We start from the raw sequence: 21,299 nt of genomic DNA, 5'->3' as shown, positions 1-21,299 counted from the left end.
CGCCTAGAACACCACACGGATCAGCAGCAGGCTTGGCAGCACCATTGCGAACCAGAGGACAAACCACTTCGCCCCGCGCGAGAGCTTGCCAAACCGCGAGGGGCCTTCGGCGGCTTCGCCATATCCGGTGATAGCAGCCATCCACGCATAGCCGGACGCTTCCTGCTGGCGCCGCTTGGCGTCGATCGACGCGAGGGCTGTCGCATACTTCTCCGCATACGGATTTTCATCACGGGCGTAAACGCGGTCTTCGAGATTGGACATGGAACTCCCCTAGGCACTGGTTTCGAAACAGATGTGCCGCATACAGGTTAGGTCAAGGGCACAGCGGCAGACATCCGGCATGTCATGCGAATTTGGCTTGAAATCGCGGATACGAAGCGGCAAGTCGGGCGTATGTCAGTCCCCCATTTCTTTGGATACGGATCGCTCGTGAACCGCGCGACCCATACCTACCCTGTCCGAACCGCCGCCGAGGTCCGGGGCTGGCGGCGGGTGTGGAAGCACTCGACCCGGCGGAAGGTGGCGTTTCTGACGGTCGAACCGGCGGCGGGTGTGACCATTTCAGGTCTGGTGGCGGAAGTGCCGGGCGCGGACTGGGCGGCTTTGGACGCGCGTGAGCATGCCTATGACAGGATCACGCTGACGCAGGCGCATCTGGCCGAGGCGGACGCGCTGAACCTGCACCTCTATCAAGCCAAGACGAGACATGTCGGGCCACCAAGCCTGCGCCATCCTGTGCTGCTGAGTTATCTAGACACCGTGGTTGAGGGGTACCTGCACGCCTTTGGTCACGCGGGCGTGGACGCATTTTTCGAGACGACGGCAGGATGGGATGCACCCATTCTGAACGATCGGGCGATGCCTGTGTATCCTCGGGCAACGCGACCGGCGCAGGACGTATGTGCGCTCGTGGATGACGCGTTGCGGGCGCTATCGGCGCAGGTGCACCAGTGACAAGAGCCGCCCTTCGCGTGCAAACGGCCGGCGCGGGGTGTCACCGGGATCGGCCATCACCCGCACGGCGAGCCATGCGGCCAGCAGACCGAACACCACCCCGCCTGCGGCCTGACCGATGAGCACGCCGGGCGCGCCGAACAGTGCAGCGCCAAGCATGACCAGAGGGATGGTACCAACCGTGTGGCGCCCCCAGTTGGTCGCGGTGGACAAGAAAGGGCGACCCAGGTTGTTGAACGCGGCGTTGGCCGCGAACAAGACGCCATTGAAGTAGAACGCTAGCGCCAGCGGCCCGCAGAACAAGAAGACCAGACTCTGGGCTGTGCCTGTCGCGCCGAACAGGTCTGCAAGCGTGCCGCGCAGGACGAAGAGGAGCGCCGAGACACATAGCACGTAGAGCCCGGAGAAAATCAGCGCGGCGCGAAACGCTTCGCGCACGCGATCGGACTTTCCGGCCCCGTAATTCTGGCCAATGATTGGCCCCAACGCGCCGGACAGGGCAAAGACCACTCCGAAGGCCACTGGCGACAGGCGGCTGATCATGGCCAGGCCCGCGACCGCCTGCTCGCCAAAGGCCGCCATTTCGCGGGTCACGTAGGCTTGCCCGACCGGCGTGGCGAGTTGGGTCATGATTGCCGGAAAGGCAATGGCGACATGCGGCGGCAGATCACGCATGAGGCAGGGAAAGGTCGGAGGCGCCAGAGCCGCCTGCGTGTTGAGCAGGCTGCGCAGCGCAACGACCCCGATGGTCACGCGTGCCGCGACCGAAGCCAGCGCAGCCCCGACCAGATCGAGGTTCAGCCCAAAGATCAGGATCGGGTCCAGTATTGCGTTGACAAGGCTGCCCCAGATCGTCGCCATCATGGCCACCCGCGCCGCACCATGGGCACGCAGGATGGCCCCGCCCGCCATGCCGACCATCAGAAGCGGCAAAGAAGGGACAACGATCTGCAGATAGGTTTCAGCGAACCCCGCCGTTTCTCCGGACGCCCCCATCACTTGGACCAGCGCAGGGATGTTCACCCAGACGAGAGCGGCAAAAACCGCGCCGAAAAGCACCCCGAAAATCAGCGAGGAGGTGGCGCGTTGACCCGCCAGCCTCGTCTCGCCCGCACCAAGCGCCCGGGCCACGAGGGCCCCTGCGGCGATAGCCATACCGATCCCGAAAGACGTGGTGAAAAACAGGATCGCCCCGGCATAGCCGATCGCGGCGGCCAATTCGGCCTGCCCCAGCATCGCGATGAACACCATGTCGATGAAATCGACGAAGAACACCGCAACCAGCCCGATGGATGCCGTAAGCGACATGACCGAGACATGGCGAAAGAGACTGCCGCTCAGGAACCGGGCCTGTGCGTCAGCCATATGCTCAGACCTTTGGGGCGGTTTGAAGAAGTGGCATCAGGTCTGCCATTTCAGGCCCGCGCTTGCGACCGGTGACAGCCAGACGCAATGGCATGAACAGGGCGCGGCCCTTGCGGCCCGTCGCTTCTTTCATTGCCGTTGTCCATGTGCCCCATGTCTCGGGCCCGTAGGGCAACGGGGGCAGGGCTTCAAAGGCCTGAACCACGAACGCGCGATCTTCGTCCGCGATCTGAGGTGTGGCGCCGTCGCGGCAAAGCGCCCACCATTCCGCCAGCTCATGCTTGGTGGTGATGTTGGCGCGCATCACCTCCCAGAACCGCTCTGCGATATCGGCGGGAACGCCAAGGGCTGCAATGTCGTCCGCGACGGCGGCGAAAGGCAGCGTCTGCAAGTGGCGCGCGGTCAGCGGGTACAGATCGTTTTCATCGAATTTCGTGGGCGCAGAACCGAACGTTCCGAGGTCGAACCCGGCAATCAGATCATCGAGCGAGCTGGCAAGTTCTACGGGTTGCGAGGACCCGAGACGCGCCATCAGGCTGAGCAGCGCCATGGGCTGGATGCCGTTTTCGCGCAGGTCCCTCAAAGCCAGCGTGCCGAGACGTTTGGACAAGGCTTCGCCTTGCGGACCAGTCAGGAGTGAATGGTGCGCGAAGTTCGGATGACCGTGGCCAAGGGCGGCCATGATCTGGATCTGCGTGGCTGTGTTGGTCACATGATCCGACCCGCGTACCACGTCCGTGACGCCCATATCGGTATCATCCACGACCGAGGCCAGCGTATAGAGCACCTGCCCGTCACCCCGGATCAGCACCGGATCCGAGACAGAGGCCGCGTCGATGGAGATCTCGCCGAGAATGCCGTCCGTCCATTCGATGCGCGCATGGTCCAGCAGAAAGCGCCAGACGCCTTGTCCGCGCTCGGCACGCAAGCTGGCCTTGTCCTCTTCTGACAGGGCGAGAGCCGCGCGGTCGTAGACCGGCGGTTTGCCCATGTTCAGTTGCTTCTTGCGCTTGAGATCAAGTTCCGTCGGGGTTTCGAACGCCTCGTAGAACCGCTGCTTCTCGCGCAGCTCATTCGCCGCTGCTGCATAGAGGTCGAGCCGCTCGGACTGCCGCTCGACCCGGTCCCATGTCAGCCCGAGCCATTCGAGGTCCTGCTTGATCGCGTCAACATACGTTTCTTTTGAGCGTTCCGGATCGGTGTCGTCGATCCGCAGGATGAATGTACCGTCCTGCTTGCGCGCGATCATGTAATTGAAGAGCGCCGTGCGCAGGTTGCCGACATGGATGTAGCCGGTGGGCGACGGGGCGAAACGGGTTGTGGTCATGGACGGGCTCCTTCGGCGCGGTGTGTTTCAGATTGCGCAGGCCTTGTCCAGAATTCGCGACCAACGCTGGGAACGGGAGCGCGGGGCCCGCCCCTCGCACGCCGATAGCTACTTGCAGACTTGAACGGGGTCAGGCGGCCTCGAGCGCCATGGCGACGCCCTGTCCCACGCCCACGCACATCGTCACGAGCGCGCGCCCTTCGCCCCGTTGGGCAAGTTCCAGAGCGGCGGTGCCCACAAGCCGTGCCCCGGACATGCCAAGCGGGTGGCCGAGCGCTATGGCGCCCCCGTTGGGGTTCACACGCGGATCATCGTCGGCGATGTTCAGACCCCGCAGGACTGCAAGGGCTTGGGCGGCGAAGGCTTCGTTCAGCTCGATAAGGTCGAAGTTGGCAGGCTCAAGGCCGAGCCGGCGACAGAGTTTTTCGGTCGCAGGCACCGGGCCGATCCCCATGACACGGGGGGCGACGCCAGCGCTCATCATACCCATGACCCGTGCCAGCGGGCGCAGGCGACGGCGCTGCGCCTCGATCCGGGAGGCGAGGACAAGCGCGGCGGCCCCGTCGTTGACACCGGATGCGTTGCCAGCGGTCACGCCGCCGCCGTCCCGGAACGGGGCGCGCAGATTGGCGAGCGTTTCAAGTGAAGTTGCCCGCGGATGTTCGTCGGTGGTCACAAGGACCGGATCGCCCTTGCGGCGTGGAACCGACACTGGCGCGATCTCCAGCCCGAGACGTCCATTCTCCTGCGCCGTGAGCGCTTTCTGCTGCGAACGCAGGGCAAACGCGTCCTGATCGGAGCGGGCAATGCCGTGATCCGCTGCAACGTTTTCGGCGGTCTCAGGCATGCTGTCGGTACCAAATTCAGCGGCGAGGGCTGGGTTGATGAACCGCCAGCCAATGGTTGTATCGAACACCTCGGCCCGGCGCGAGAAGGCGGCTTCGGGTTTGGGCATGACCAGCGGCGCGCGAGACATCGACTCGACACCGCCCGCGATCACGATCTCGGCCTCACCACAAGCAATCTGCCGGGCGGCCATGGCCACTGCATCCAGCCCGGACGCACAGAGCCTGTTCACGGTGATCGCCGGCACGGACTCCGGCAGTCCGGCCAGCAAGGACGCCATCCGCGCCACGTTGCGGTTGTCTTCCCCGGCCTGGTTCGCACAGCCCAGAACGACCTCACCCACCCCGGCGGTGGCGATACCCGGCAGACGGCCCATAAGCGCCCGCAAGGCATGCGCTGCCAGATCATCGGGCCGGACAGCGGCCAAGGCCCCCCCGTACCGTCCGATCGGGGTCCGGATGTAGTCGCAGATATAGACGTCGCGCATCGCGCCCTCCCTCCCCGGCATAAGCGATCAAATCACGCGATTTGACAAGGTGCCCGGTTTGCTCCTGTCTGCGGGAAGCAGCGAGGGAGGAGCGCATGACAGAGCCCGTGACATGGCATCTGGAAGGTCGGGTCGGCCTGATCGCGATTGACAACCCGCCAGTCAACGCCGCCAGCCATGCCGTTCGCGTTGGTCTTGTCCGCGCGGTCGATGCGCTTGAGGGGGTTGCAGAGGTTATCGCGATCCATGGTGTTGGCCGGAGTTTCGTGGCGGGCGCGGATATTCGCGAGTTCGGCCAGCCCCCAAAAGCACCGTGGCTGCCCGCGGTTTGCGCCCGGATCGAGGCCTGCACAACGCCCGTGGTCGCGGTCTTGCATGGCGCGGCGTTGGGAGGGGGGCTGGAGATCGCGATGGCGGCCCACGCGCGCGTCGCTGTGCCCGGGGTGAAACTGGGGCTGCCGGAAGTGACGCTTGGCATACTGCCGGGCGCTGGCGGCACACAGCGAACACCCCGACTGATCGGAATCGCACGAGCGTTGGAGATGATCGTCTCCGGTAGACCGATAGATGCTGCGCGGGCGTTGGAAATCGGCCTTGTGGACCGCGTGATGGACGGCGCCCCGCCGGACATCGCCCGGCAGGCGGCGTCGGAAATTCTGAACGGCACGTTATCCCCTAGGGTGACGGGGCACCTGTCCGTCGCGCCTGACGCGGAAGCCTTGGACACCGCGCGGGCGGACATTGCCAGACGGCTGCCGCACCTCTTCGCGCCTGCCCGATGCGTGGAGGCCGTGGCCGCCGCCACCACGCCCTTGCAAGAGGGGCTGAAAACTGAGCGTGCGCTGTTCGACACCTGCGTTGAGAGCCCGCAGCGCGCGGGCCTCGTGCACGCGTTCTTTGCCGAGCGGGCAGTGAGCAAGATCCCCGAGGCAGACGCCCTCGCCGCACCTGTCGGCAAGGTCGGCATCGTGGGAGGGGGCACGATGGGACAAGGGATTGCGGGTGCGTGCCTGATCGCAGGCCTTGACGTGATCGTCGTGGAGCCTGACGCAGATGCGCGCAACGCGGCGGCCGGGGCGCTGGACACTCTGCTCCAAGGGGCGGCAAAACGCGGGAAGCTTGCCGACATAGCCTGCGCGCGGCGAAACTTGCGCTTGGCGACGTCCCTGTCCGAGCTGTCCGCCCGCGACGTCGTGATCGAAGCGGTGCCGGAGGATTTGTCGCTGAAGCTCCGCGTTTTCGCGGAGATGGACTCGGTCTGCAGGCCCGATGCGATCCTGGCCTCCAACACGTCCTACCTTGATCTGAACGAGATCGCAGGGGCAGTGTCGCACCCCGAACGCGTTCTCGGTTTGCACTTTTTTGCCCCCGCGCATGTCATGCGGCTGTTGGAAGTTGTGGTTGCCGATGAAACAGCACCCGCAACCGTTGCAACCGGGTTTGCGCTGGCAAAGCGACTGCGCAAGGTCGCTGTCCGCGCAGGTGTGTGCGACGGATTCATCGGCAATCGCATTCTGTCCGCAACGCGCCGCGCGGCAGATGAGGCGGTGTTGCGCGGTGCGAGCCCCGCAGAGGTCGACGCGGCGCTGGAAACCTTCGGCTTTGCCATGGGCCCCTACGCCGCGCAGGATCTGTCCGGGCTCGACGTGGGTGCGGCCGGACGGGCGGTTCGAGGAGAGGCAGCCCCGGTGGCCGATGCGCTGATTGCGCGCGGGGACTTGGGGCACAAGACGGGTGCCGGGTTCTACGAACACCGCGGGCAGAAACCCGTTCCCAATGCCGCTTTGACCGAGATCCTCGCCAAGGCACGTACCGACGCCGGGGTAAAGCAAAACCCGCCCGATGCGCAGGAGATCATCGCGCGCTACACAACCGCGATGATACGCGAAGGCTGCCAGGTCGTAGAGGACGGCATCGCGTTACGCGCCATCGACGTGGATGCGGTGATGTTGTTTGGGTACGGGTTTCCGCGCCACCTTGGGGGGCCGATGCACATGGCGGATCGGACCGGACTGGCCACCGTGATCTCTAGGATCGAGCGTTTCGGCGCGGGCGGCGCCGCCCACTGGACGGTTCCCCGGATCCTGCGGGACCACGCGAAGCGGGGCGCAAACCTGATCGCCTAGTCCACCGGCAAACCGCTTGGCACCCGATCCGGACGCCCCAGCGGACGCGGCCCTGCCGCACTGCTTCCGGTCAAGGCGTGAAGAAACGCGACGAGGTCGGCAACTTCGGCGTCGGACAACGCAACCGGTCTGATGTCCAGCGCGGCGGCCTGTCGCGCCATTTCGAGGTGGTCCTGATGTATCACGAAGTCAATCGGTTCCAGCCACGGCGCCTCTGGCAAGTGCGCCAGATCAGGGGTCCATGCGGTGCGCGCGCTGTTCGGGTTCAGAACGTGGCGCACCATCGTCTCAAGCGTCGGGTACGCGCCGTTATGACCATAAGGCGCGGTCAGCGCCACATTGCGCAGGGACGGCGTGCGGAACCGGTACGTATCCTCCACACGGTTGCTTTCCCCGACCCGGCCCACGTCACGCGGCATCGGATCCCACTGCCGAGTGCGCCCGGGCCCAAAGGCCGGTAGTCCGAGCGCGTGAAACGCCTGATCGGAAAAAAGTGGCCCGGAATGACACGAGGCGCAGTTGGCCTTGCCAAAAAACAATTCCCGTCCTCGCTCCTGCGCCGGGCTCAATGCGTTCATATCACCCGCGAGCCAGGCATCGAACGGCGCATCGTAGCTTTGCCATTCGCGCCCGATAAATGCGGCAAGGGCGTTCGCAACCTCGACGATCGACACCTGATCAGGCCGTTGGATATGGTCGAAGGCGGAGACGAACATCGCGCCATACTCAGGGATGGTGCGCACCCGTTTGGCGAGGATCGGCCAGGCCGCGTCGATCCGGTCATGGATGGCGCCTGCGATCTCGTTCTCTCGCGGATTGCCTGCCATTTCGAACTGCGCGACCATGGGCAGAAGGGCTTGCGCGGCCAGAATATGATCAAGCCCCTGCGGAAGCCACTCCTGCGCCGGAGAGTTGAAGCCATTCCCATAGAGATCGGACACCTCGAGCCGCCCGTCATGAAACAGCACGCCGATGTCGCGATGCCCGAGGTTCCACAGCGCAGGCGCGTTGCGCGGGATGCGCTTTCGGATGCGATCCGTGCCCTGTCCAGCCGTGCGCTTGGGGCCAACGCCCTGCCCGCCTTCGCCGATCCCGAGGCTCAGCCCATCGGTGCCATGATGGTCGTGATGATGGCACGTCCCGCAAGAGATGTTGCGGTTGCCCGACAGGATCTTATCGTAGAACAGAAGCTGGCCGATCTCGGCCTGCTTGGCATCGAACGGGAAGAAATCCTCAGCCGCGAGCGCGTCGGGTACGCCAGACGCGAACGCCGGGGCAGACAGACACAGAAAGGCAATCGTATGCAGCGCGCTTTTCATGGGGCCATCTTGGGCCTTTTGATGGGTCTCGCAAGTCCTGCCTTGGCCGATCTGGAAGTCGCGCGTGACCTGATGGAAACGGGCGAGTTCGAAGCGGCGCGCGAAGCACTCTGGCCCGCAGCGCGGTCTGGCAACGCAGAGGCCGAGGAATTGATTGGCGTGATGTATGCGCTGGGTCTGGGCGTGGAGCAGGATTACGAGCGTGCGTTCGAATGGTACCTGCGGTCAGCCATGAAGGGCCATGCCGGGGCACAGTCGGGCGTCGGATGGTACTACGAGGTCGGGCTTGGCATGCCCGCGCCCGATCTGGTGCGGGCGTATATGTGGTATGTTCTCAGCACGATCGGGGGCGATCCGGACGCGGCGATCAGTCAGGAAGAGATACGCAGGAAAATGACCCAAGACGAGGTCGCCCGCGCCTTGACGCTGGTCGGTGACTACAGGGTCTGGATGTACCCGTTCCGGTGACGTCGGGGCGGGTGGGGGCCCGCCCCTTGGGGGGTCGTCTGGTACAAGCCCTTGTGAAATGCTTGACTACTCTGCACCACGCGCAGCGGCCAAACGCTCCGCAATACCATCGCGCGACAGAGAGGATTTGAGCCCACCCTGCTGCCGCCTCTTTTCCGTCTCACGCGCGCTGATGTAGCCAAACGCAACCATGAACCCGAGGGTTCCGAAAGTCAGTATTCCAAGTCCGAAGTCCATAACGTTCTCCTGATGGCAAAGTCTTTCGATGCACCGGGAGATGGACCATGATTCTGGAAAGTCAAAAATTTTTTCAATGTTTTCATGTGCATACAATGGTGCACCAAAAACTCAGTTTATGAGAAGCACGATCGCGAGGAAGAACACGAGCATGCCGAGCCACCCGAACTGGGCCGCCAGAAGGCTACAGAAAAACAGCCCCACAAGCGTGGCCGCGGTAATAAGGTGCTGGGCTTGCTGAGGTTTTGCTGCAAGCGCCTTTTCGAACTCGTCGCGCCCCGCGAGGCGGGCGACACCGGTCAAAAGCGCAAACGCCACCCCGCGTGCGCGGTCGCCTGCCCCGGCCATCCAGGATTTTTGCGGCTCACCCATGACGCCAAACTATCGCGTTTGCAAACGTCATGGAAGCGAAACCCATATCCCGCATGATGGTTTCAAACCAGAAAGGACCGCCCCGCAGGGCGGCCCCTTGGGCGTTTCAGACGCGCTCGATCAGTTCAGATCAGCGGCATAACCGGCGTCGATTTCGGCTTCGGCCTTGGCAACGGCTTCTCGAAGGGCGGCCAGCACCTCTTCGCCGCCGTCAACATTCTGGTTGAACCAGTCATACACCGGCGCAGCGGCTTCGGCGAAGGCCGCTTTCTGCGCGGGCGATGGCACGTACAGGTCGCCGCCGCCTTCGACAAACTCCTCGTAGGCCGGGACGGACTTGCGCTTGGGCGAGGCGAAGGTGGCCTGCTGCAATTGCGTGAAGCCATCCACCACCACGCGGCGCAGCTCCTCGGGCATGGACAGGAATTTCTGATTATTCATCACCCAGATCGCTGCCATGTAGGCGTGCCCATCAAGGGTCACGTATTGCAAGCCGGCCTCTGGGAATTTCATGTTCATGATGTCGGTGATGCCGTTCTTGGAGCCTTCGACGACGCCGGTCTGGAGCGACGTGAAAAGCTCGGGCCACGGGATCGGAGTGGGCGAGGCATCAAGCGCACGAACCAGTTCCTGTGGCAGGTCGGCGACCACGGTGCGGATCTTGAGATCGGCAAGATCGGCAGGTTCTTCGACGCGGCGCTGGGTGTTGGCGAAGTTGCGCCAGCCACCGGTGTTGCCAACGGTCATCACGCGCACCGTGTCACCGGAATCCGCAAGAGCCTTCTCGCGCAAGAGCCGCACGAACGGTCCATCGGTCAGCACCGCTTCGGCCACGCGGTCATCACGCATTACATACGGCAAATCAAACACTTGCACATACGGGAACACGCCAGACGCGCCACCGGATGTGGTCACGAACACATCAATGGAGCCGTCCGCAACACCCTGGATACACTCCGCTCCGTTCGAGCAAAGCTGCGTGCCGATGAACAATTCGACGGCAATCGCACCGTTCGAGGCGCTTTCGACGAAGTTCTTGAAGACGACCAGACCGTCGTAATCCTCGTCATTTTCGTTGGAGTTGGCGGTGGCGCGGATCGTGAAATCCTGAGCCGTCGCCGCGAGCGGCGCGGAGAGGAGCATCGCCCCCGCCAAAGCCGCCTTCAGTGCTGTTTTGTACATTTTGTACCTCCTCCTAGGACCCTGTTTTACATTTTGTATCAATTCGCGAACCCGGTCAGACGCGGGATCGTCATGGAAATCGCGGGGAAGTAGGTGATCAGGAAGATCACCAGAATCTCCACCGCGAGGAAGGGCAGAATGGCGCGCGCGATATTCTCCACCCGCTCGCCCGAAACCGAACTCGCCACGAACAGGACCAGCCCCATTGGTGGCGTCGCCAGACCCACGGTCAGGTTCACCGACATGATGATCGCGAAGTGGATCGGATCGACGCCGAGATCGACGAAAATCGGCCCGAGGATGGGGCCAAGGATGATGATTGCCGGACCCGCATCGAGGAACATGCCGACCACGAACAGCAGCAGGTTGATCAGCAGCAGCAGGATCAGCGGGTTTTCCGACAGCGACAGCATGAAGTCGGCCATGATCTGCGGCGCGTAGCTGAGCGAGACGACGGTCTTGAACGCCATCGCCGCGCCGACCAGCAGAAGTACGACGGCCGAGGTGATGCCCGCGCGTTCCAGAATGCCCGGCAGGTCGGAGAGCTTGAGCGAGCGCATCACGAAGAAGCCGATGAAAAGCGCATAGGCCACGGCCACGGCGGCGGCCTCTGTCGGGGTGAAGACCCCGGCGAGAATGCCGCCCAGAATGATAACGGGTGTCATCAGCGGGAAGAAAGCCTTCAGGCTCGCCTGCCCCCGTTCGCCCCACGTGGTTTTGCGCGAGGCAACGGGGAAGTCGTACTTGTCGGCCATCAGTTTGACGACCAGCATCAGGCCCACACCGACCAGAATGCCCGGCACGATGCCTGCAAGGAATAGTGCGGCGACCGACTCGCCCATGACATAGGCATAGATGATCATGATGCCTGAGGGCGGGATGATTGGCCCGATCACAGAACTGGCCGCCGTGATCGCCGCGGCGAACCGGCGGGTGTAGCCCTGTTTCTCCATCGCCGGGATCAGCATGGAGCCGAGTGCAGAGGTGTCGGCCACCGCAGACCCCGACAGCCCGGCAAAGAGCATGGAGCTGAGGATGTTCACATGGGCAAGACCGCCGCGCAGATGACCCATCAGCGCCTGGCTGAATTCCACCAGCCGCATGGTGATGCCGCCGCGGTTCATCAACTCGCCCGCCAGCATGAAGAACGGGATCGCCATCAGCGGGAAACTGTCCATCCCGTTGTAGACATTGCGATAAAGTAGCGTGATGTCGCGTTCCTGCCCGCTGAGCCACAACAGCAAGCCCGGGGCTGCGATGAGCCCGAAGAAGACCGGCAGACCGATCATCAGGAAGACGAGGAAAACGGGGAGGAACCATATCAGCATCTACTCGGCCCCCGCCATGTTGGCGCCGGGGATCTCGGGCAATCTGTCGTTGCCACCTAACAGGGTTATGACAGCGCGCAGGATCAGTTCGACATTTGCGGAGATCATCAGGACCACCCCGACAAGGAGCGAGGCCATCATCCAGCTGCGGGGCACCCGGAGCCATTCGGTGAAGCCGAAATTGGTCGGCACATAGAGCGAGGCCGTTGCGAAACTGCCACCGAAGCCCGTCACCTCGGACCAGCCGATGCGTACCGCCACGACCAGGACGATCAGGCAAATCAGCAGCAATACGAGCGAAATCAGGGCGGAGACGGCCTTGGGCAGCGCAATCAGCAGCATGTCGATGGCCACGAACCCACCGCGCCGGAAGGCTGTCGGGGCCATCAACCCGGTCATCCAGAGCATGGCAAAGCGCGCGGCCTCATCCGGCCAGGGAAGCGCGTTGTTCAGGACATAGCGGAAAAAGACCTGGATCAGGATCGCGACGACCATCAGGGCGACCGCCACGATTCCGATGGCGCGCCCGAGCCGGAAGAGATGCTCGTTCACGAAAGCAATCGGGGCGAGAATGCCCAGCAAGGCGCCCATGGGCGCGTCCTCCCTTTCTTCCGCACGCGGGCCGGATCGTTTGCCGCCCAGCCTCGCGCCGTTTTGGTTTCGGGCTATACGGCCCCGACAAACCGCCCGAAGAGACCTTCGGAAAACACCAGCGCTTCGCCGTCGCGCAAGGCGGCCTCCACCACCTGCCCGACGACGATCATGTGATCGCCGGCATCGTGTCGTTGCACCGTCACACACTCAAACCGCGCAAGGCAATCGGCAATGAGCGGTACACCATGCGGGCACTCATCAAGTGCGAGCCCATCAAAGGCGTCTGCGCGCTTGGCAAAGCCCAAAGCTGTTTGCACGTGGTCCTGTCCGAGCACGTGAATGGCAAACCGGTCGGCATTCGCGAAGGCGTCGAACCGCGAGGAGGCCTTTCCCGGGCACCACAGCAGAAGCGGCGGGTCGAGCGAGACAGAGGCAAAACTGTTGGCGGTGATGCCCATGGGGCCGTTCGGCCCCTGCACGGTGATCACGGTCACGCCGGTCGGGAACCGGCCCAGCGCGTCCCGCAGGGTGCGCGCGTTTTCAGGGCCGGGCGTGAAACGGTTCAGGGTCAAGGGGTAAGCTCCGTCAGCCATCAGGGGACCTCCGCCCCATTGGCGGCCTCGTACAGGGCGAACCATGTTTCGCGATCCATGTTCACCTGCAAGGCTTCGTGGAAGCGCGCGATGCGGTCAAGGCGGTTCGTGCCCATCACCGGCAGAATGCGCGCGGGATGCGCCAGCAGCCACGCGACTGCGACTGCGGACCGGTCAAAACCCTGCGCCGTCGCCACCTGATCGAGCGCGCGGCCCGCAGGCGTGTCACCTGTCATCAGGCTGCCGCCACCGAGCGGAGACCACGCCATCGGGGCGATCTTGCGCTCCTGCAGGTAGGCGACATCACCGTTGGTGAAGGCGGCGTTTGCCGTCAGGCTGATCTCAATCTGGTTGGTGCACAGCGGCGTTCGCATCGCCGATTGCAGCAGCGACCAATCGTGCAGCTTGAAGTTCGACACGCCCACTGCGCCGACCTTGCCGGAGGCGACGATATCGTCGAGTGCCGCACCGGTTTCGGCGGCATCCATGAAGGGATCGGGCCGGTGGATCAGCAGCAGGTCGATGCGGTCGATCCGCATGAGGCGCAATGAGTGTTCGACCGATGCCTCAATATGCGCGCGGGAGGTGTCGTAGTGCTTGACCTGTGCCGTGGCGTAGCGGCCCACGGGCGCGATGATATCGCATTTCGTAACCACCTCGACCTGCTGGCGCAGATCGGGGGCGGCGGCAAAGGCCGCGCCCAGCAACTCCTCAGCCATGTAACCGCCATAGATATCGGCCTGATCGAGCGTGGTGATGCCTTGGGCGAGGCACGCCTCGATCTTGGCCTGTATATGGGCGGGGGAGGTGTCTTTGTCTTCGTCGAGCCGCCACATGCCGTAGACGATACGGCTTAGCGACAGGTCGTTGGTGAGGGATACGCGCTCCATCAGCGGCGCTCTCCTGTTCCTAGGGGGGTTGCGGGGGGCGTGTCGGGCACGCGTCCGTATACATGGGGCATCGAGCAGGTTTTCAACTCAGGGAGCACCAGTTTGCCGAAATACTCCGCCTCGTCGATATGCGGGTAGCCGGAGAAGATGAAGGCGCGGATGCCCATTTTCCTATACTCTTCGATCTGGCTGAGGATCTGGTCGGCGGAGCCCACGAGCGCGGCACCGCAGCCGGAACGCGCACGCCCGACACCGGTCCACAGATGCGGTTCGACATAGCCGAACTGGTCGGCCAACTCGCGGGCGCGGGCCTGGTGCGAGACACCCAGCGAGGTGCTGTCGAGCGCGCGGTCGCGGATCAGTTGGCCGTATTCGTCATCGAGCTTCGAGGTCAGGTGCTCGGCGTATTCGCGGGCCTCGGCCTCCGTGTCGCGGACGATCATGTGGACGCGCAGGCCGTAATCCAGCGTGCGGCTGTAGCGCTCGGCCACCGCGTTCACGGCCTTCATCCGCTCGGCCAGCTGGTCCTTGGGTTCGGGCCACATCAGGTAGACGTCGCAATGCTGGCCGCAAAGTTCCAGCGCGGCCGGGGAGTAGCCGCCAAAATACAAAAGCGGCCCACCGGTCTGGTAGGGGCGCGCGGGATCGGTGGTGAGGCCCGAGAACTGGTAGACCTCGCCCTGATAGTTGATCTCGTCCTGCGTCCAGGCCTGCTTGAGGATTTCCACCACTTCGCGGGAGCGTTGGTAGCGATAGCCCGACTCGGCCTTCTCGCCCGGAAAATCCGAGCTGATGATGTTCACCGTCAACCGGCCTTCGAGCATGTGATCGAGCGTGGCGATGGTGCGCGCGAGCATGATCGGTTGCATCTCGCCGCAGCGCACGGCGGCGAGCAGGTTGATCCGGTCGGTGATCGGCGCGCAGCCTGCCACGAAGCTCAGCGTGTCCTGCCCCACCTGATACGAGGACGGGCAGAGAATGTTGCGAAAGCCGAGTCTTTCAGCCGTTTTCACGATATCGGAGCAATGCGCCCAGCTTGAACGCAAGTCCCCTTCGGGCACGCCGAGAAAGCGGTAATCATCGGAACACAGCGCCGAGAACCACGAGACTTCGGCAGCGTCCAGATCGGCAGAGGTGACGGGCACGACGGTCATGTCGGGACCTTTCGAATGAGTGCAGTTTTCCCTTTGCGTAGCATCCGCCTTGATGTAGATCAATCCTGTATCAATTTTGTCCAGTGAATGACGCGCGTGCAATGCCCCTTCTGACCGCCCTGCCCAAACACATGCAAATCAGCGAAAGCCTGATCCGCGATATTCAGGCCGGTCGGCTGCTGGATGGCGAGCGCCTGCCGCCCGAACGGGCAATGGCGGCAAGCCTTGGCACCTCGGTCGGGACACTGCGCAAGGCGCTTGGCGCGCTGGAGGACAAGGGGTTTCTGCGGCGTGTTCAGGGATCCGGCAATTACGTGAAGGCAGGGGCGACTGAGGCGGGGGTCTATGCGCTGTTCCGGTTGGAGCGGCCCGAAGGCGGCGGGCTGCCGCGCGCCGAGTTGATCGACGCGCGGGTGATGGCCAAGCCCGGTGACCTGCCGCAATTCGGCGCAAGCGACCGGGCCACGCGCATCCGCCGTTTGCGATTCCTGGACAATACCCCCGTCGCGGCAGAGGAAATATGGCTCGACGCTGCGTCAGGCACGCTGAACGCCGAGCAAATGTCCGAATCGCTTTACAGGACGTATCAAAACCGGCTTGGTCTGTGGATTGCGCGGGCCGAGGACCGGGTGCATCTGAACCCGTTTCCCGATTGGACACCTGCCGCGCTGGCCCGCCCGGGCGAGGTTGCCGGGTACGTGGAACGGTGGGCACGGTCGACCGAGGGGGTGACCGTCGAGTACTCGCGCACCTGGTTTCACGGCGCGCGCGCGCGATACGTCCAACGGCTGCGTTAGACGAGGAAGAGGAAGACGACACGTATGGGCACACCGCTCACCTACGGCCTGATCGGCACCGGCATGATGGGGCAGGAACACATCCGCAATATCCACCTGCTGGAGGGCGCGCAGATCGGCGCGCTGTGCGAGCCGGACCCGCAGATGCGCGCGGCAGCCCAGGCGCTGGCCCCGGAAGCGGTCGCTTGTGCCAGCCTTTCAGAACTGCTCGCGCATCCGGGGCTCGACGCGCTGGTGATTGCCAGCCCGAACTTTACCCATGTGCCCCAGATTGCAGAGATCGCGGCGACGCGTCCCCTGCCCCTGTTGGTGGAAAAGCCGCTCTTCACCGACCCGGAAGATCTGCCGCGACTGAAGGCTTTGCTGGCGCGGTATCCGGCCCCGGTCTGGGTGGCGATGGAATACCGCTACATGCCGCCGATCGCCGCGTTTCTGGACCGCGCGCCCGACGTCACGGGCGGGATCACCATGCTGACCATCCGCGAGCATCGCTTTCCGTTTCTCCACAAGGTCGGCGACTGGAATCGGTTCAACCGGTTCACTGGCGGCACCTTCGTAGAGAAATGCTGCCACTTCTTCGACCTAATGCGTCTGACGCTGGGGTCCGAACCGGTGCGCATCATGGCCTCCGCCCCGCCCGCGCTGAACCATCGCGACGAAAGCTACCGCGACGGCGTGCCGGACATTCTGGATGCAGGTTACGTGATTGCAGAGTTTGAAAACGGTGCGCGCGCCATGCTGGAGCTGTGCATGTATGCCGAAGGCAGCCGCTATCAGGAAGAGCTGAGCGCGGTCGGTCCCGCAGGCAAGATCGAAGCGTTCGTGCCCGGCCCGACCCGGTTCTGGCCCGCCGAGATGGGCCCATCGCCGGTGCCTGAGTTGCAAATCAGCCCGCGTGCGCAGCTGGGACGGATGCGGATGGATATTCCCGTCGATCCCGCCCTTCTGGAGGCCGGCGACCACAACGGCGCGACCTTCTACCAGCACCAGCGATTTGCCGCCCTTGTGCGGGGCGAAGAGAGCACACCAGAGGTGACCGCAAGGGATGGCTGGAAGGCCGTGGAAATGGGACTGGCTGCGCAGAAATCCATCGAAACGGGGCAGGCCGTGACCCTGCGCCCGGATGACAGCCGCGCAAGTGGCGTCGCCTAACCCAACACGAGCTCGGCCACGAGGGCCGGGGATTTCAGCGTGAAGGTCGGGGCGAAATCCCGGATCGGGCGCGACTGATATCCGCCCTCGACAAATGCAAACGGTGTGCGCGCGGCTTGCGCTGTGACATAGTCGGTCTCGCTATCGCCGACATAAAGCGTCGCCTCCGGCATCACGCGCAGCGCGCGGCAGACATGCAGCAGCGGCGCAGGGTCCGGTTTCAGCACCGGCAGCGTATCGCCACCGACGATGACCGGCATGAAGGTATCGAGCCCCAGGGCGGCGCAAACCCCGCGCGCCGGCCCCTCGGGCTTGTTCGTACACAGCCCCATCGGCACGCCCGCCTCCTGCAACCGCGCGAGCATCGCCATCACCCCGGGGTAGGATTGTGTCTGCCCATCCAGCTTGCCCTCGTACTGGGTGATGAAACGGCCCAACATCTCGGTCTCGTCCAGATCGCGCGCCCCCCGCGCCGCCAACGCGCGCCGGACAAGAATGCGCCCGCCTGAGCCTACAAACGAAATCACCTCGCCGAGCGAGAACGGGTCCAGTCCGACCTCGGCCAGCGCGGCATTGAGCGCGGCAGCCATATCCGGCGCGCTGTCCACCAGCGTGCCATCCAGATCAAACACGACCGCATCGAAGCGCCTGCTCATTTCAGTCTCCAAACATTCCAGCCGGAGGTGCCGCACCGCGTGCGGTTCACCCGAGGCCCGCCTCTCGTGCGGCGGTCAGGAACGCACGCGCCTCGGCAGCCGTTTCAAACACATGCGCGCGCACCTCACGGGCAAAGGCATCGCCCAGTTTCAACCGCATGAAGGCCGAGCCGGAATAGCGCGTCACGGTGTCGTAGTAGCGATCCTCCATTGCTTTGACCATGGCGATCCAGTCATCCTCCACCTCTTCGTCGATGCGCGCCCCGTCATAGTTGGCGATCACATCCACCCGGTGCCCCAGCGGGGCGCACAGCGCCTCCACCTTCGCGCGCACCTTGTCGATATCGGCCTGTGCCCGCACGCGCATCTTCTCGAAGTTCAGGAACAGCTGCTTGCGGTCCGGCGACAGGGCGAGGCGGTCATCCAGATCGAGATGCATCAGGTCCACTGCCAGGTCCATCGGCGCGTCGACAAACAGGCGCGGGTCCATCTGCGCGACCTCTCCCATGACCGGGACGAATCCCATCAGGTCCAGCACGTCGCGTTGCAGATCGATGCCCGGCGCCACCTCGATCAGGTGCAACCCGTCGGACTTGAGCTGGAACACCGCGCGTTCGGTGACATACAGCACCTTCTTGCCTGCCTTCGCCGCCAGCGCGCCCGAGAACGTCACCTGCTCCACCCCGTCCACGAACTTGCGCACACGCCCTTCTGACCGGATATCCAGCCCGCCGTGGTCCACCGCGAGATCCAGACCGACCGAGGTGAACGTGCCAGCGAACACGACGGCGCGGGCATTCTGGCTGATGTTGATGAACCCCCCGGCGCCCGCCAGCTTGGGTCCGAAACGCGAGACATTCACATTGCCTGTCGCATCGACCTCCGCCATCCCGAGGACGGCAATGTCCAGCCCGCCGCCATCGTAGAAATCAAACTGCGCCCCCTGTGGCACGATCGCATCCGTGTTCACCGCCGCGCCGAAATCAAGCCCCGAGGCCGGTTGCCCACCGATCACCCCCGGCTCGGCGGTCAGGGTCAGGTGGCTCAGCAGCCGCTCCTCGGCGGCCACGGCAGCCACGCCTTCGGGCATCCCGATCCCGAGATTGACGACCCCGTTGATCGGCAGTTCGAACGCGGCACGGCGCGCGATGATCTTGCGCGCCGTCAACGGCATCGCCGCGGCCTCGTCCGCCTCCACCCGGAACTGGCCGGAGAACGCATGGCTGTAAGGGGTCGCAAAGGTCTGATGGTGGTTTTCGGGTGCGCTGAGCACGACGGCATCCACAAGCGCGCCCGGAATGACCACGTCGCGCGGGTTCAAGCCGTGGCGCGCCACCATACGCTCGACCTGCACGATCACCACGCCGCCGGAGTTCTTGACCGCCATCGCTTGCGCGAGATTGTCGATCACCAGGGCCTCCCGCTCCATCGAGATATTGCCCGCAGGATCGGCGGTGGTGCCACGCAGAAGCGCCACGTTGAGCGGTCGCGCGGCATAAAACAGATGCTCCTGGCCGCCGATCTCCATCACCTGGACCTGACCTTCGGGGGTCATGTCGTTGATCCGTCCGCCTTGCAGGCGCGGGTCGACGAACGTGCCCAGCCCCACCCTTGTAAGCGTGCCCGGCTTGCCCGCCGCAATGTCCCGGTAAAGATGGCTGATCACACCTTGCGGCAGGTTCCAGCCCTCGATCAGGCCATCGGTGGCGAGCTTGGCCACCTTGGGGATCAACCCCCAGTGCCCGCCGATCACGCGGGCCAGAAGCCCCTCGTGCCCCAACCGGTTGAGCCCGCGTTCCTTCCCATCACCCTGCCCCGCGGCAAAGAAGAGGTTCAGCCCCTTGGGGCAACCGGTGTCCAGAAACCGCGCCTCGAGCGCGCTCAGCAATTCCTCGGGCACGCCGATCCCGACAAAGCCCGACGTGGTCACCCAGTCTCCGTCACGGACCAGTTCAGCCGCCGCCGCAGCGGATATCAGCTTGTTCGGCATGCGTTTTCCCCCGTCTACCCCGCGCCAGAGTTCCGAACGCGGCTGCCAAGGTCAACGAAAAATGACGCCCCGCCCGGCAAGACCTCGCCGTATTACAGTTGCTTCAGAAAACTGTCACGCACCTGTCGCATGGCGCTGATCCAACGGCGCCATGAGGGACAGACTTGATCCGTTGATCGCCGAACGCGCGCCCTGGCTGTTTCGCCCGGGCCGGTCCATCGGTGTGACCCGGCGCGCACTGGATCACATGCTGGGGTATGACCGCACGGTCGCCCTGGGCGAGGCGCTGGAACCGATGCCGACCCACCGGCTGATGGCCCATATGGGCGAGATGCTGGCCCGTGACGTCGAAATGACCGGGCTGGAGCACTTGCCCCGTCAGGGGGCCGCGCTGGTGGTGGCCAACCACCCCACAGGCATCGCGGACGGCATCATCCTGCACCATTTGCTGGCGCCGCTGCGCCCCGATCTGTTCTTCTACGCCAATTCCGACATCCTGCGCGTGCTGCCGCAGATGGACAGTCTGATCGCGCCCGTCGAATGGCGCGAGGACAAGCGCAGCGTGTCCAAGACGCGCGAAACAATGGCCTATACCCGCCGTGCGATCGAGGCGGGGCGTCTTGGAGTGATCTTTCCCTCAGGCCGTCTGGCCAAGCGTCGGGGACTGCGCCTGCATGAACGCACGTGGATGGCCTCGGCGGCGATGATCGCGCGCAAATTCGACCTGCCGGTGATTCCCGTGAACATCCGCGCGCGCAACTCTGCGTTGTTTTACCTGTTCGACCTGATCCACCCCACCCTGCGTGACATCACATTGTTTCATGAAACGCTGAACAAGCACCGTCAGCCGTTCCGGATCACAATGGGCGAGCCGATCTCGGCTGCCAGCCTGCCCGCGAAGTCCGATCAAGCGATTGAAATCCTGCGCAAAGAGACACTTGCACTGGGCGGGCGGCACGCGCCTGCCGTGTCCCTGATCGACAGTTCCCGACGCCCCGGCTGGGCCTGAGTTCACGCCTGCCGTGTCGTCACGTCACGCCCGTTAAGAAATGACTCGCGCGGGCGACAAGGTTTTTGCTACGACCGGACTGGGGAGAAACTGGGGCTTGAAGGATGCACATCATGGCTGACATGTTCGCTGCCAATACCATGTCAAATATCTTGTCGCTGCGCGAAGAGGAAGTCGCTGAGTTCCTGCGGGACGCAATGACCTCGAAGCGGCTGAGCACAATTGTCAAACACCTCAATTCCGAGTTGCTGGATGGGGCACCGGAAAGCAAGGAAAAGGCTTCGGCGGCCTTGACCCGTCTGGGCTTCGTCGCCTGATCCCACGGACCGACGGGACAGCCGGCCTGAGCCAGGTGCAGCGCGTATACCTGCCCGCCGAGGCGCACCACGCCCGGACATTCCGTGACTGTAAAGATCGATAAATCAACGGCTTACAACAACCGGTCGTGTT

General features: G+C 64.0%; 22 protein-coding genes. 7 read left to right on the top strand and 15 right to left on the bottom strand.

Annotation, left to right across the window (positions count from 1 at the left end):
* Positions 1-3: 3 nt before the first annotated feature.
* Positions 4-264, bottom strand: coding sequence for a hypothetical protein (locus ACP15N_RS08740; protein WP_425091855.1), 261 nt, complete (start codon positions 262-264; stop codon positions 4-6).
* A gap of 132 nt (positions 265-396) precedes the next feature.
* On the opposite strand from ACP15N_RS08740, the gene ACP15N_RS08735 reads away from it, so the two are divergent.
* A complete protein-coding gene (locus ACP15N_RS08735) occupies positions 397-957 on the top strand; it encodes a gamma-glutamylcyclotransferase family protein (protein WP_425091854.1) in 561 nt (186 codons plus the stop codon).
* On the opposite strand, the gene ACP15N_RS08730 is transcribed toward ACP15N_RS08735, so the two are convergent.
* The 3 genes from ACP15N_RS08730 to pcaF all read right to left on the bottom strand — a co-directional run bounded on the left by ACP15N_RS08730 (position 934) and on the right by pcaF (position 4,982).
* Positions 934-2,322: an MATE family efflux transporter gene (locus tag ACP15N_RS08730; RefSeq protein WP_425091853.1), complete on the bottom strand. Its 1,389-nt coding sequence runs from the start codon at positions 2,320-2,322 to the stop codon at positions 934-936. The genes ACP15N_RS08735 and ACP15N_RS08730 overlap by 24 nt on opposite strands.
* A 4-nt stretch (positions 2,323-2,326) precedes the next feature.
* Positions 2,327-3,649, bottom strand: a complete 1,323-nt coding sequence (gltX, locus tag ACP15N_RS08725) for a glutamate--tRNA ligase (protein ID WP_425091852.1) — start codon at positions 3,647-3,649, stop codon at positions 2,327-2,329.
* A gap of 130 nt (positions 3,650-3,779) precedes the next feature.
* On the bottom strand, positions 3,780-4,982 hold the full coding sequence (gene pcaF, locus ACP15N_RS08720; protein ID WP_425091851.1) for a 3-oxoadipyl-CoA thiolase: 1,203 nt from the start codon (positions 4,980-4,982) through the stop codon (positions 3,780-3,782).
* Between the two features lie 95 nt (positions 4,983-5,077).
* On the opposite strand from pcaF, the gene ACP15N_RS08715 reads away from it, so the two are divergent.
* On the top strand, positions 5,078-7,108 hold the full coding sequence (locus ACP15N_RS08715; protein WP_425091850.1) for a 3-hydroxyacyl-CoA dehydrogenase NAD-binding domain-containing protein: 2,031 nt from the start codon (positions 5,078-5,080) through the stop codon (positions 7,106-7,108).
* Here the strand turns inward: ACP15N_RS08715 and ACP15N_RS08710 are convergent.
* On the bottom strand, positions 7,105-8,427 hold the full coding sequence (locus ACP15N_RS08710; RefSeq protein WP_425091849.1) for a cytochrome-c peroxidase: 1,323 nt from the start codon (positions 8,425-8,427) through the stop codon (positions 7,105-7,107). The two genes, ACP15N_RS08715 and ACP15N_RS08710, sit on opposite strands and share 4 nt — an antisense overlap.
* Between ACP15N_RS08710 and ACP15N_RS08705 the strand changes: the two genes are divergently transcribed.
* Positions 8,410-8,895, top strand: a complete 486-nt coding sequence (locus ACP15N_RS08705; protein WP_425091848.1) for a tetratricopeptide repeat protein — start codon at positions 8,410-8,412, stop codon at positions 8,893-8,895. The genes ACP15N_RS08710 and ACP15N_RS08705 overlap by 18 nt on opposite strands.
* 66 nt (positions 8,896-8,961) lie before the next feature.
* Here ACP15N_RS08705 and ACP15N_RS08700 read toward each other — a convergent pair whose 3' ends face one another.
* From ACP15N_RS08700 to ACP15N_RS08665, 8 genes are all read right to left on the bottom strand, one after another.
* A complete protein-coding gene (locus ACP15N_RS08700) occupies positions 8,962-9,132 on the bottom strand; it encodes a hypothetical protein (RefSeq protein ID WP_425091846.1) in 171 nt (56 codons plus the stop codon).
* A 111-nt stretch (positions 9,133-9,243) separates the two neighbouring features.
* A complete protein-coding gene (locus ACP15N_RS08695) occupies positions 9,244-9,504 on the bottom strand; it encodes a hypothetical protein (RefSeq protein WP_425091845.1) in 261 nt (86 codons plus the stop codon).
* Positions 9,505-9,624: 120 nt separating this feature from the next.
* Positions 9,625-10,686, bottom strand: coding sequence for a TRAP transporter substrate-binding protein DctP (gene dctP / locus ACP15N_RS08690; protein WP_425091844.1), 1,062 nt, complete (start codon positions 10,684-10,686; stop codon positions 9,625-9,627).
* A gap of 38 nt (positions 10,687-10,724) precedes the next feature.
* Positions 10,725-12,014: a TRAP transporter large permease gene (locus tag ACP15N_RS08685; protein ID WP_425091843.1), complete on the bottom strand. Its 1,290-nt coding sequence runs from the start codon at positions 12,012-12,014 to the stop codon at positions 10,725-10,727.
* Positions 12,015-12,605 (bottom strand): TRAP transporter small permease, encoded by a 591-nt coding sequence (locus ACP15N_RS08680; RefSeq protein ID WP_425091842.1) that lies wholly within the window; start codon positions 12,603-12,605, stop codon positions 12,015-12,017.
* A gap of 74 nt (positions 12,606-12,679) precedes the next feature.
* Complete coding sequence (locus ACP15N_RS08675; RefSeq protein ID WP_425091841.1) at positions 12,680-13,201, bottom strand: flavin reductase family protein; 522 nt, start codon at positions 13,199-13,201, stop codon at positions 12,680-12,682.
* The gene (locus ACP15N_RS08670) at positions 13,201-14,091 is read right to left on the bottom strand and encodes an aldo/keto reductase (RefSeq protein ID WP_425091840.1); all 891 of its coding nucleotides are present in this window, start codon (positions 14,089-14,091) and stop codon (positions 13,201-13,203) included. Before ACP15N_RS08670 ends, ACP15N_RS08675 begins: the two co-directional genes overlap by 1 nt.
* Complete coding sequence (locus ACP15N_RS08665) at positions 14,091-15,245, bottom strand: LLM class flavin-dependent oxidoreductase (protein WP_425091839.1); 1,155 nt, start codon at positions 15,243-15,245, stop codon at positions 14,091-14,093. The genes ACP15N_RS08670 and ACP15N_RS08665 overlap by 1 nt, the downstream gene beginning before the upstream one ends.
* 101 nt (positions 15,246-15,346) lie before the next feature.
* Between ACP15N_RS08665 and ACP15N_RS08660 the strand changes: the two genes are divergently transcribed.
* Both ACP15N_RS08660 and ACP15N_RS08655 read left to right on the top strand, forming a co-directional pair.
* Positions 15,347-16,042, top strand: coding sequence for a GntR family transcriptional regulator (locus tag ACP15N_RS08660; RefSeq protein WP_425091838.1), 696 nt, complete (start codon positions 15,347-15,349; stop codon positions 16,040-16,042).
* Positions 16,043-16,066: 24 nt separating this feature from the next.
* Complete coding sequence (locus ACP15N_RS08655; RefSeq protein ID WP_425091837.1) at positions 16,067-17,194, top strand: Gfo/Idh/MocA family protein; 1,128 nt, start codon at positions 16,067-16,069, stop codon at positions 17,192-17,194.
* On the opposite strand, the gene gph is transcribed toward ACP15N_RS08655, so the two are convergent.
* Both gph and ACP15N_RS08645 read right to left on the bottom strand, forming a co-directional pair.
* On the bottom strand, positions 17,191-17,850 hold the full coding sequence (gene gph / locus ACP15N_RS08650) for a phosphoglycolate phosphatase (RefSeq protein WP_425091836.1): 660 nt from the start codon (positions 17,848-17,850) through the stop codon (positions 17,191-17,193). The two genes, ACP15N_RS08655 and gph, sit on opposite strands and share 4 nt — an antisense overlap.
* Positions 17,851-17,896: 46 nt before the next feature.
* On the bottom strand, positions 17,897-19,840 hold the full coding sequence (locus ACP15N_RS08645; protein ID WP_425091835.1) for an acyl CoA:acetate/3-ketoacid CoA transferase: 1,944 nt from the start codon (positions 19,838-19,840) through the stop codon (positions 17,897-17,899).
* Between the two features lie 151 nt (positions 19,841-19,991).
* Between ACP15N_RS08645 and ACP15N_RS08640 the strand changes: the two genes are divergently transcribed.
* Together ACP15N_RS08640 and ACP15N_RS08635 are read left to right on the top strand one after the other, a co-directional pair.
* Positions 19,992-20,849, top strand: coding sequence for a lysophospholipid acyltransferase family protein (locus tag ACP15N_RS08640; protein ID WP_425091834.1), 858 nt, complete (start codon positions 19,992-19,994; stop codon positions 20,847-20,849).
* 113 nt (positions 20,850-20,962) lie between these two features.
* Positions 20,963-21,166: a hypothetical protein gene (locus ACP15N_RS08635; protein WP_425091833.1), complete on the top strand. Its 204-nt coding sequence runs from the start codon at positions 20,963-20,965 to the stop codon at positions 21,164-21,166.
* Positions 21,167-21,299 lie beyond the last annotated feature (133 nt).

The sequence above is a fragment of the Tropicimonas sp. S265A genome (assembly GCF_049800835.1).
In the GTDB taxonomy this organism is placed as follows: Bacteria; Pseudomonadota; Alphaproteobacteria; order Rhodobacterales; family Rhodobacteraceae; genus Dinoroseobacter.
The sequence above is the reverse complement of the archived record's forward strand: the minus strand, read 5'-3'. Positions and strand labels throughout refer to the sequence as shown.

Excerpts from the sequence above, each read along its gene's own strand:
- ACP15N_RS08705 (WP_425091848.1), top strand. The coding sequence starts at position 8,410 with ATGCAGCGCGCTTTTCATGGGGCCATCTTGGGCCTTTTGATGGGTCTC.
- pcaF (WP_425091851.1), bottom strand. The coding sequence starts at position 4,982 with ATGCGCGACGTCTATATCTGCGACTACATCCGGACCCCGATCGGACGG.
- ACP15N_RS08680 (WP_425091842.1), bottom strand. The coding sequence starts at position 12,605 with ATGGGCGCCTTGCTGGGCATTCTCGCCCCGATTGCTTTCGTGAACGAG.
- ACP15N_RS08675 (WP_425091841.1), bottom strand. The coding sequence starts at position 13,201 with ATGGCTGACGGAGCTTACCCCTTGACCCTGAACCGTTTCACGCCCGGC.
- ACP15N_RS08640 (WP_425091834.1), top strand. The coding sequence starts at position 19,992 with ATGAGGGACAGACTTGATCCGTTGATCGCCGAACGCGCGCCCTGGCTG.
- ACP15N_RS08715 (WP_425091850.1), top strand. The coding sequence starts at position 5,078 with ATGACAGAGCCCGTGACATGGCATCTGGAAGGTCGGGTCGGCCTGATC.
- ACP15N_RS08735 (WP_425091854.1), top strand. The coding sequence starts at position 397 with ATGTCAGTCCCCCATTTCTTTGGATACGGATCGCTCGTGAACCGCGCG.
- gltX (WP_425091852.1), bottom strand. The coding sequence starts at position 3,649 with ATGACCACAACCCGTTTCGCCCCGTCGCCCACCGGCTACATCCATGTC.
- ACP15N_RS08700 (WP_425091846.1), bottom strand. The coding sequence starts at position 9,132 with ATGGACTTCGGACTTGGAATACTGACTTTCGGAACCCTCGGGTTCATG.
- ACP15N_RS08710 (WP_425091849.1), bottom strand. The coding sequence starts at position 8,427 with ATGAAAAGCGCGCTGCATACGATTGCCTTTCTGTGTCTGTCTGCCCCG.
- ACP15N_RS08665 (WP_425091839.1), bottom strand. The coding sequence starts at position 15,245 with ATGACCGTCGTGCCCGTCACCTCTGCCGATCTGGACGCTGCCGAAGTC.
- dctP (WP_425091844.1), bottom strand. The coding sequence starts at position 10,686 with ATGTACAAAACAGCACTGAAGGCGGCTTTGGCGGGGGCGATGCTCCTC.
- ACP15N_RS08645 (WP_425091835.1), bottom strand. The coding sequence starts at position 19,840 with ATGCCGAACAAGCTGATATCCGCTGCGGCGGCGGCTGAACTGGTCCGT.
- ACP15N_RS08660 (WP_425091838.1), top strand. The coding sequence starts at position 15,347 with ATGCCCCTTCTGACCGCCCTGCCCAAACACATGCAAATCAGCGAAAGC.
- ACP15N_RS08730 (WP_425091853.1), bottom strand. The coding sequence starts at position 2,322 with ATGGCTGACGCACAGGCCCGGTTCCTGAGCGGCAGTCTCTTTCGCCAT.
- gph (WP_425091836.1), bottom strand. The coding sequence starts at position 17,850 with ATGAGCAGGCGCTTCGATGCGGTCGTGTTTGATCTGGATGGCACGCTG.
- ACP15N_RS08635 (WP_425091833.1), top strand. The coding sequence starts at position 20,963 with ATGGCTGACATGTTCGCTGCCAATACCATGTCAAATATCTTGTCGCTG.
- ACP15N_RS08685 (WP_425091843.1), bottom strand. The coding sequence starts at position 12,014 with ATGCTGATATGGTTCCTCCCCGTTTTCCTCGTCTTCCTGATGATCGGT.
- ACP15N_RS08670 (WP_425091840.1), bottom strand. The coding sequence starts at position 14,091 with ATGGAGCGCGTATCCCTCACCAACGACCTGTCGCTAAGCCGTATCGTC.
- ACP15N_RS08655 (WP_425091837.1), top strand. The coding sequence starts at position 16,067 with ATGGGCACACCGCTCACCTACGGCCTGATCGGCACCGGCATGATGGGG.
- ACP15N_RS08695 (WP_425091845.1), bottom strand. The coding sequence starts at position 9,504 with ATGGGTGAGCCGCAAAAATCCTGGATGGCCGGGGCAGGCGACCGCGCA.
- ACP15N_RS08740 (WP_425091855.1), bottom strand. The coding sequence starts at position 264 with ATGTCCAATCTCGAAGACCGCGTTTACGCCCGTGATGAAAATCCGTAT.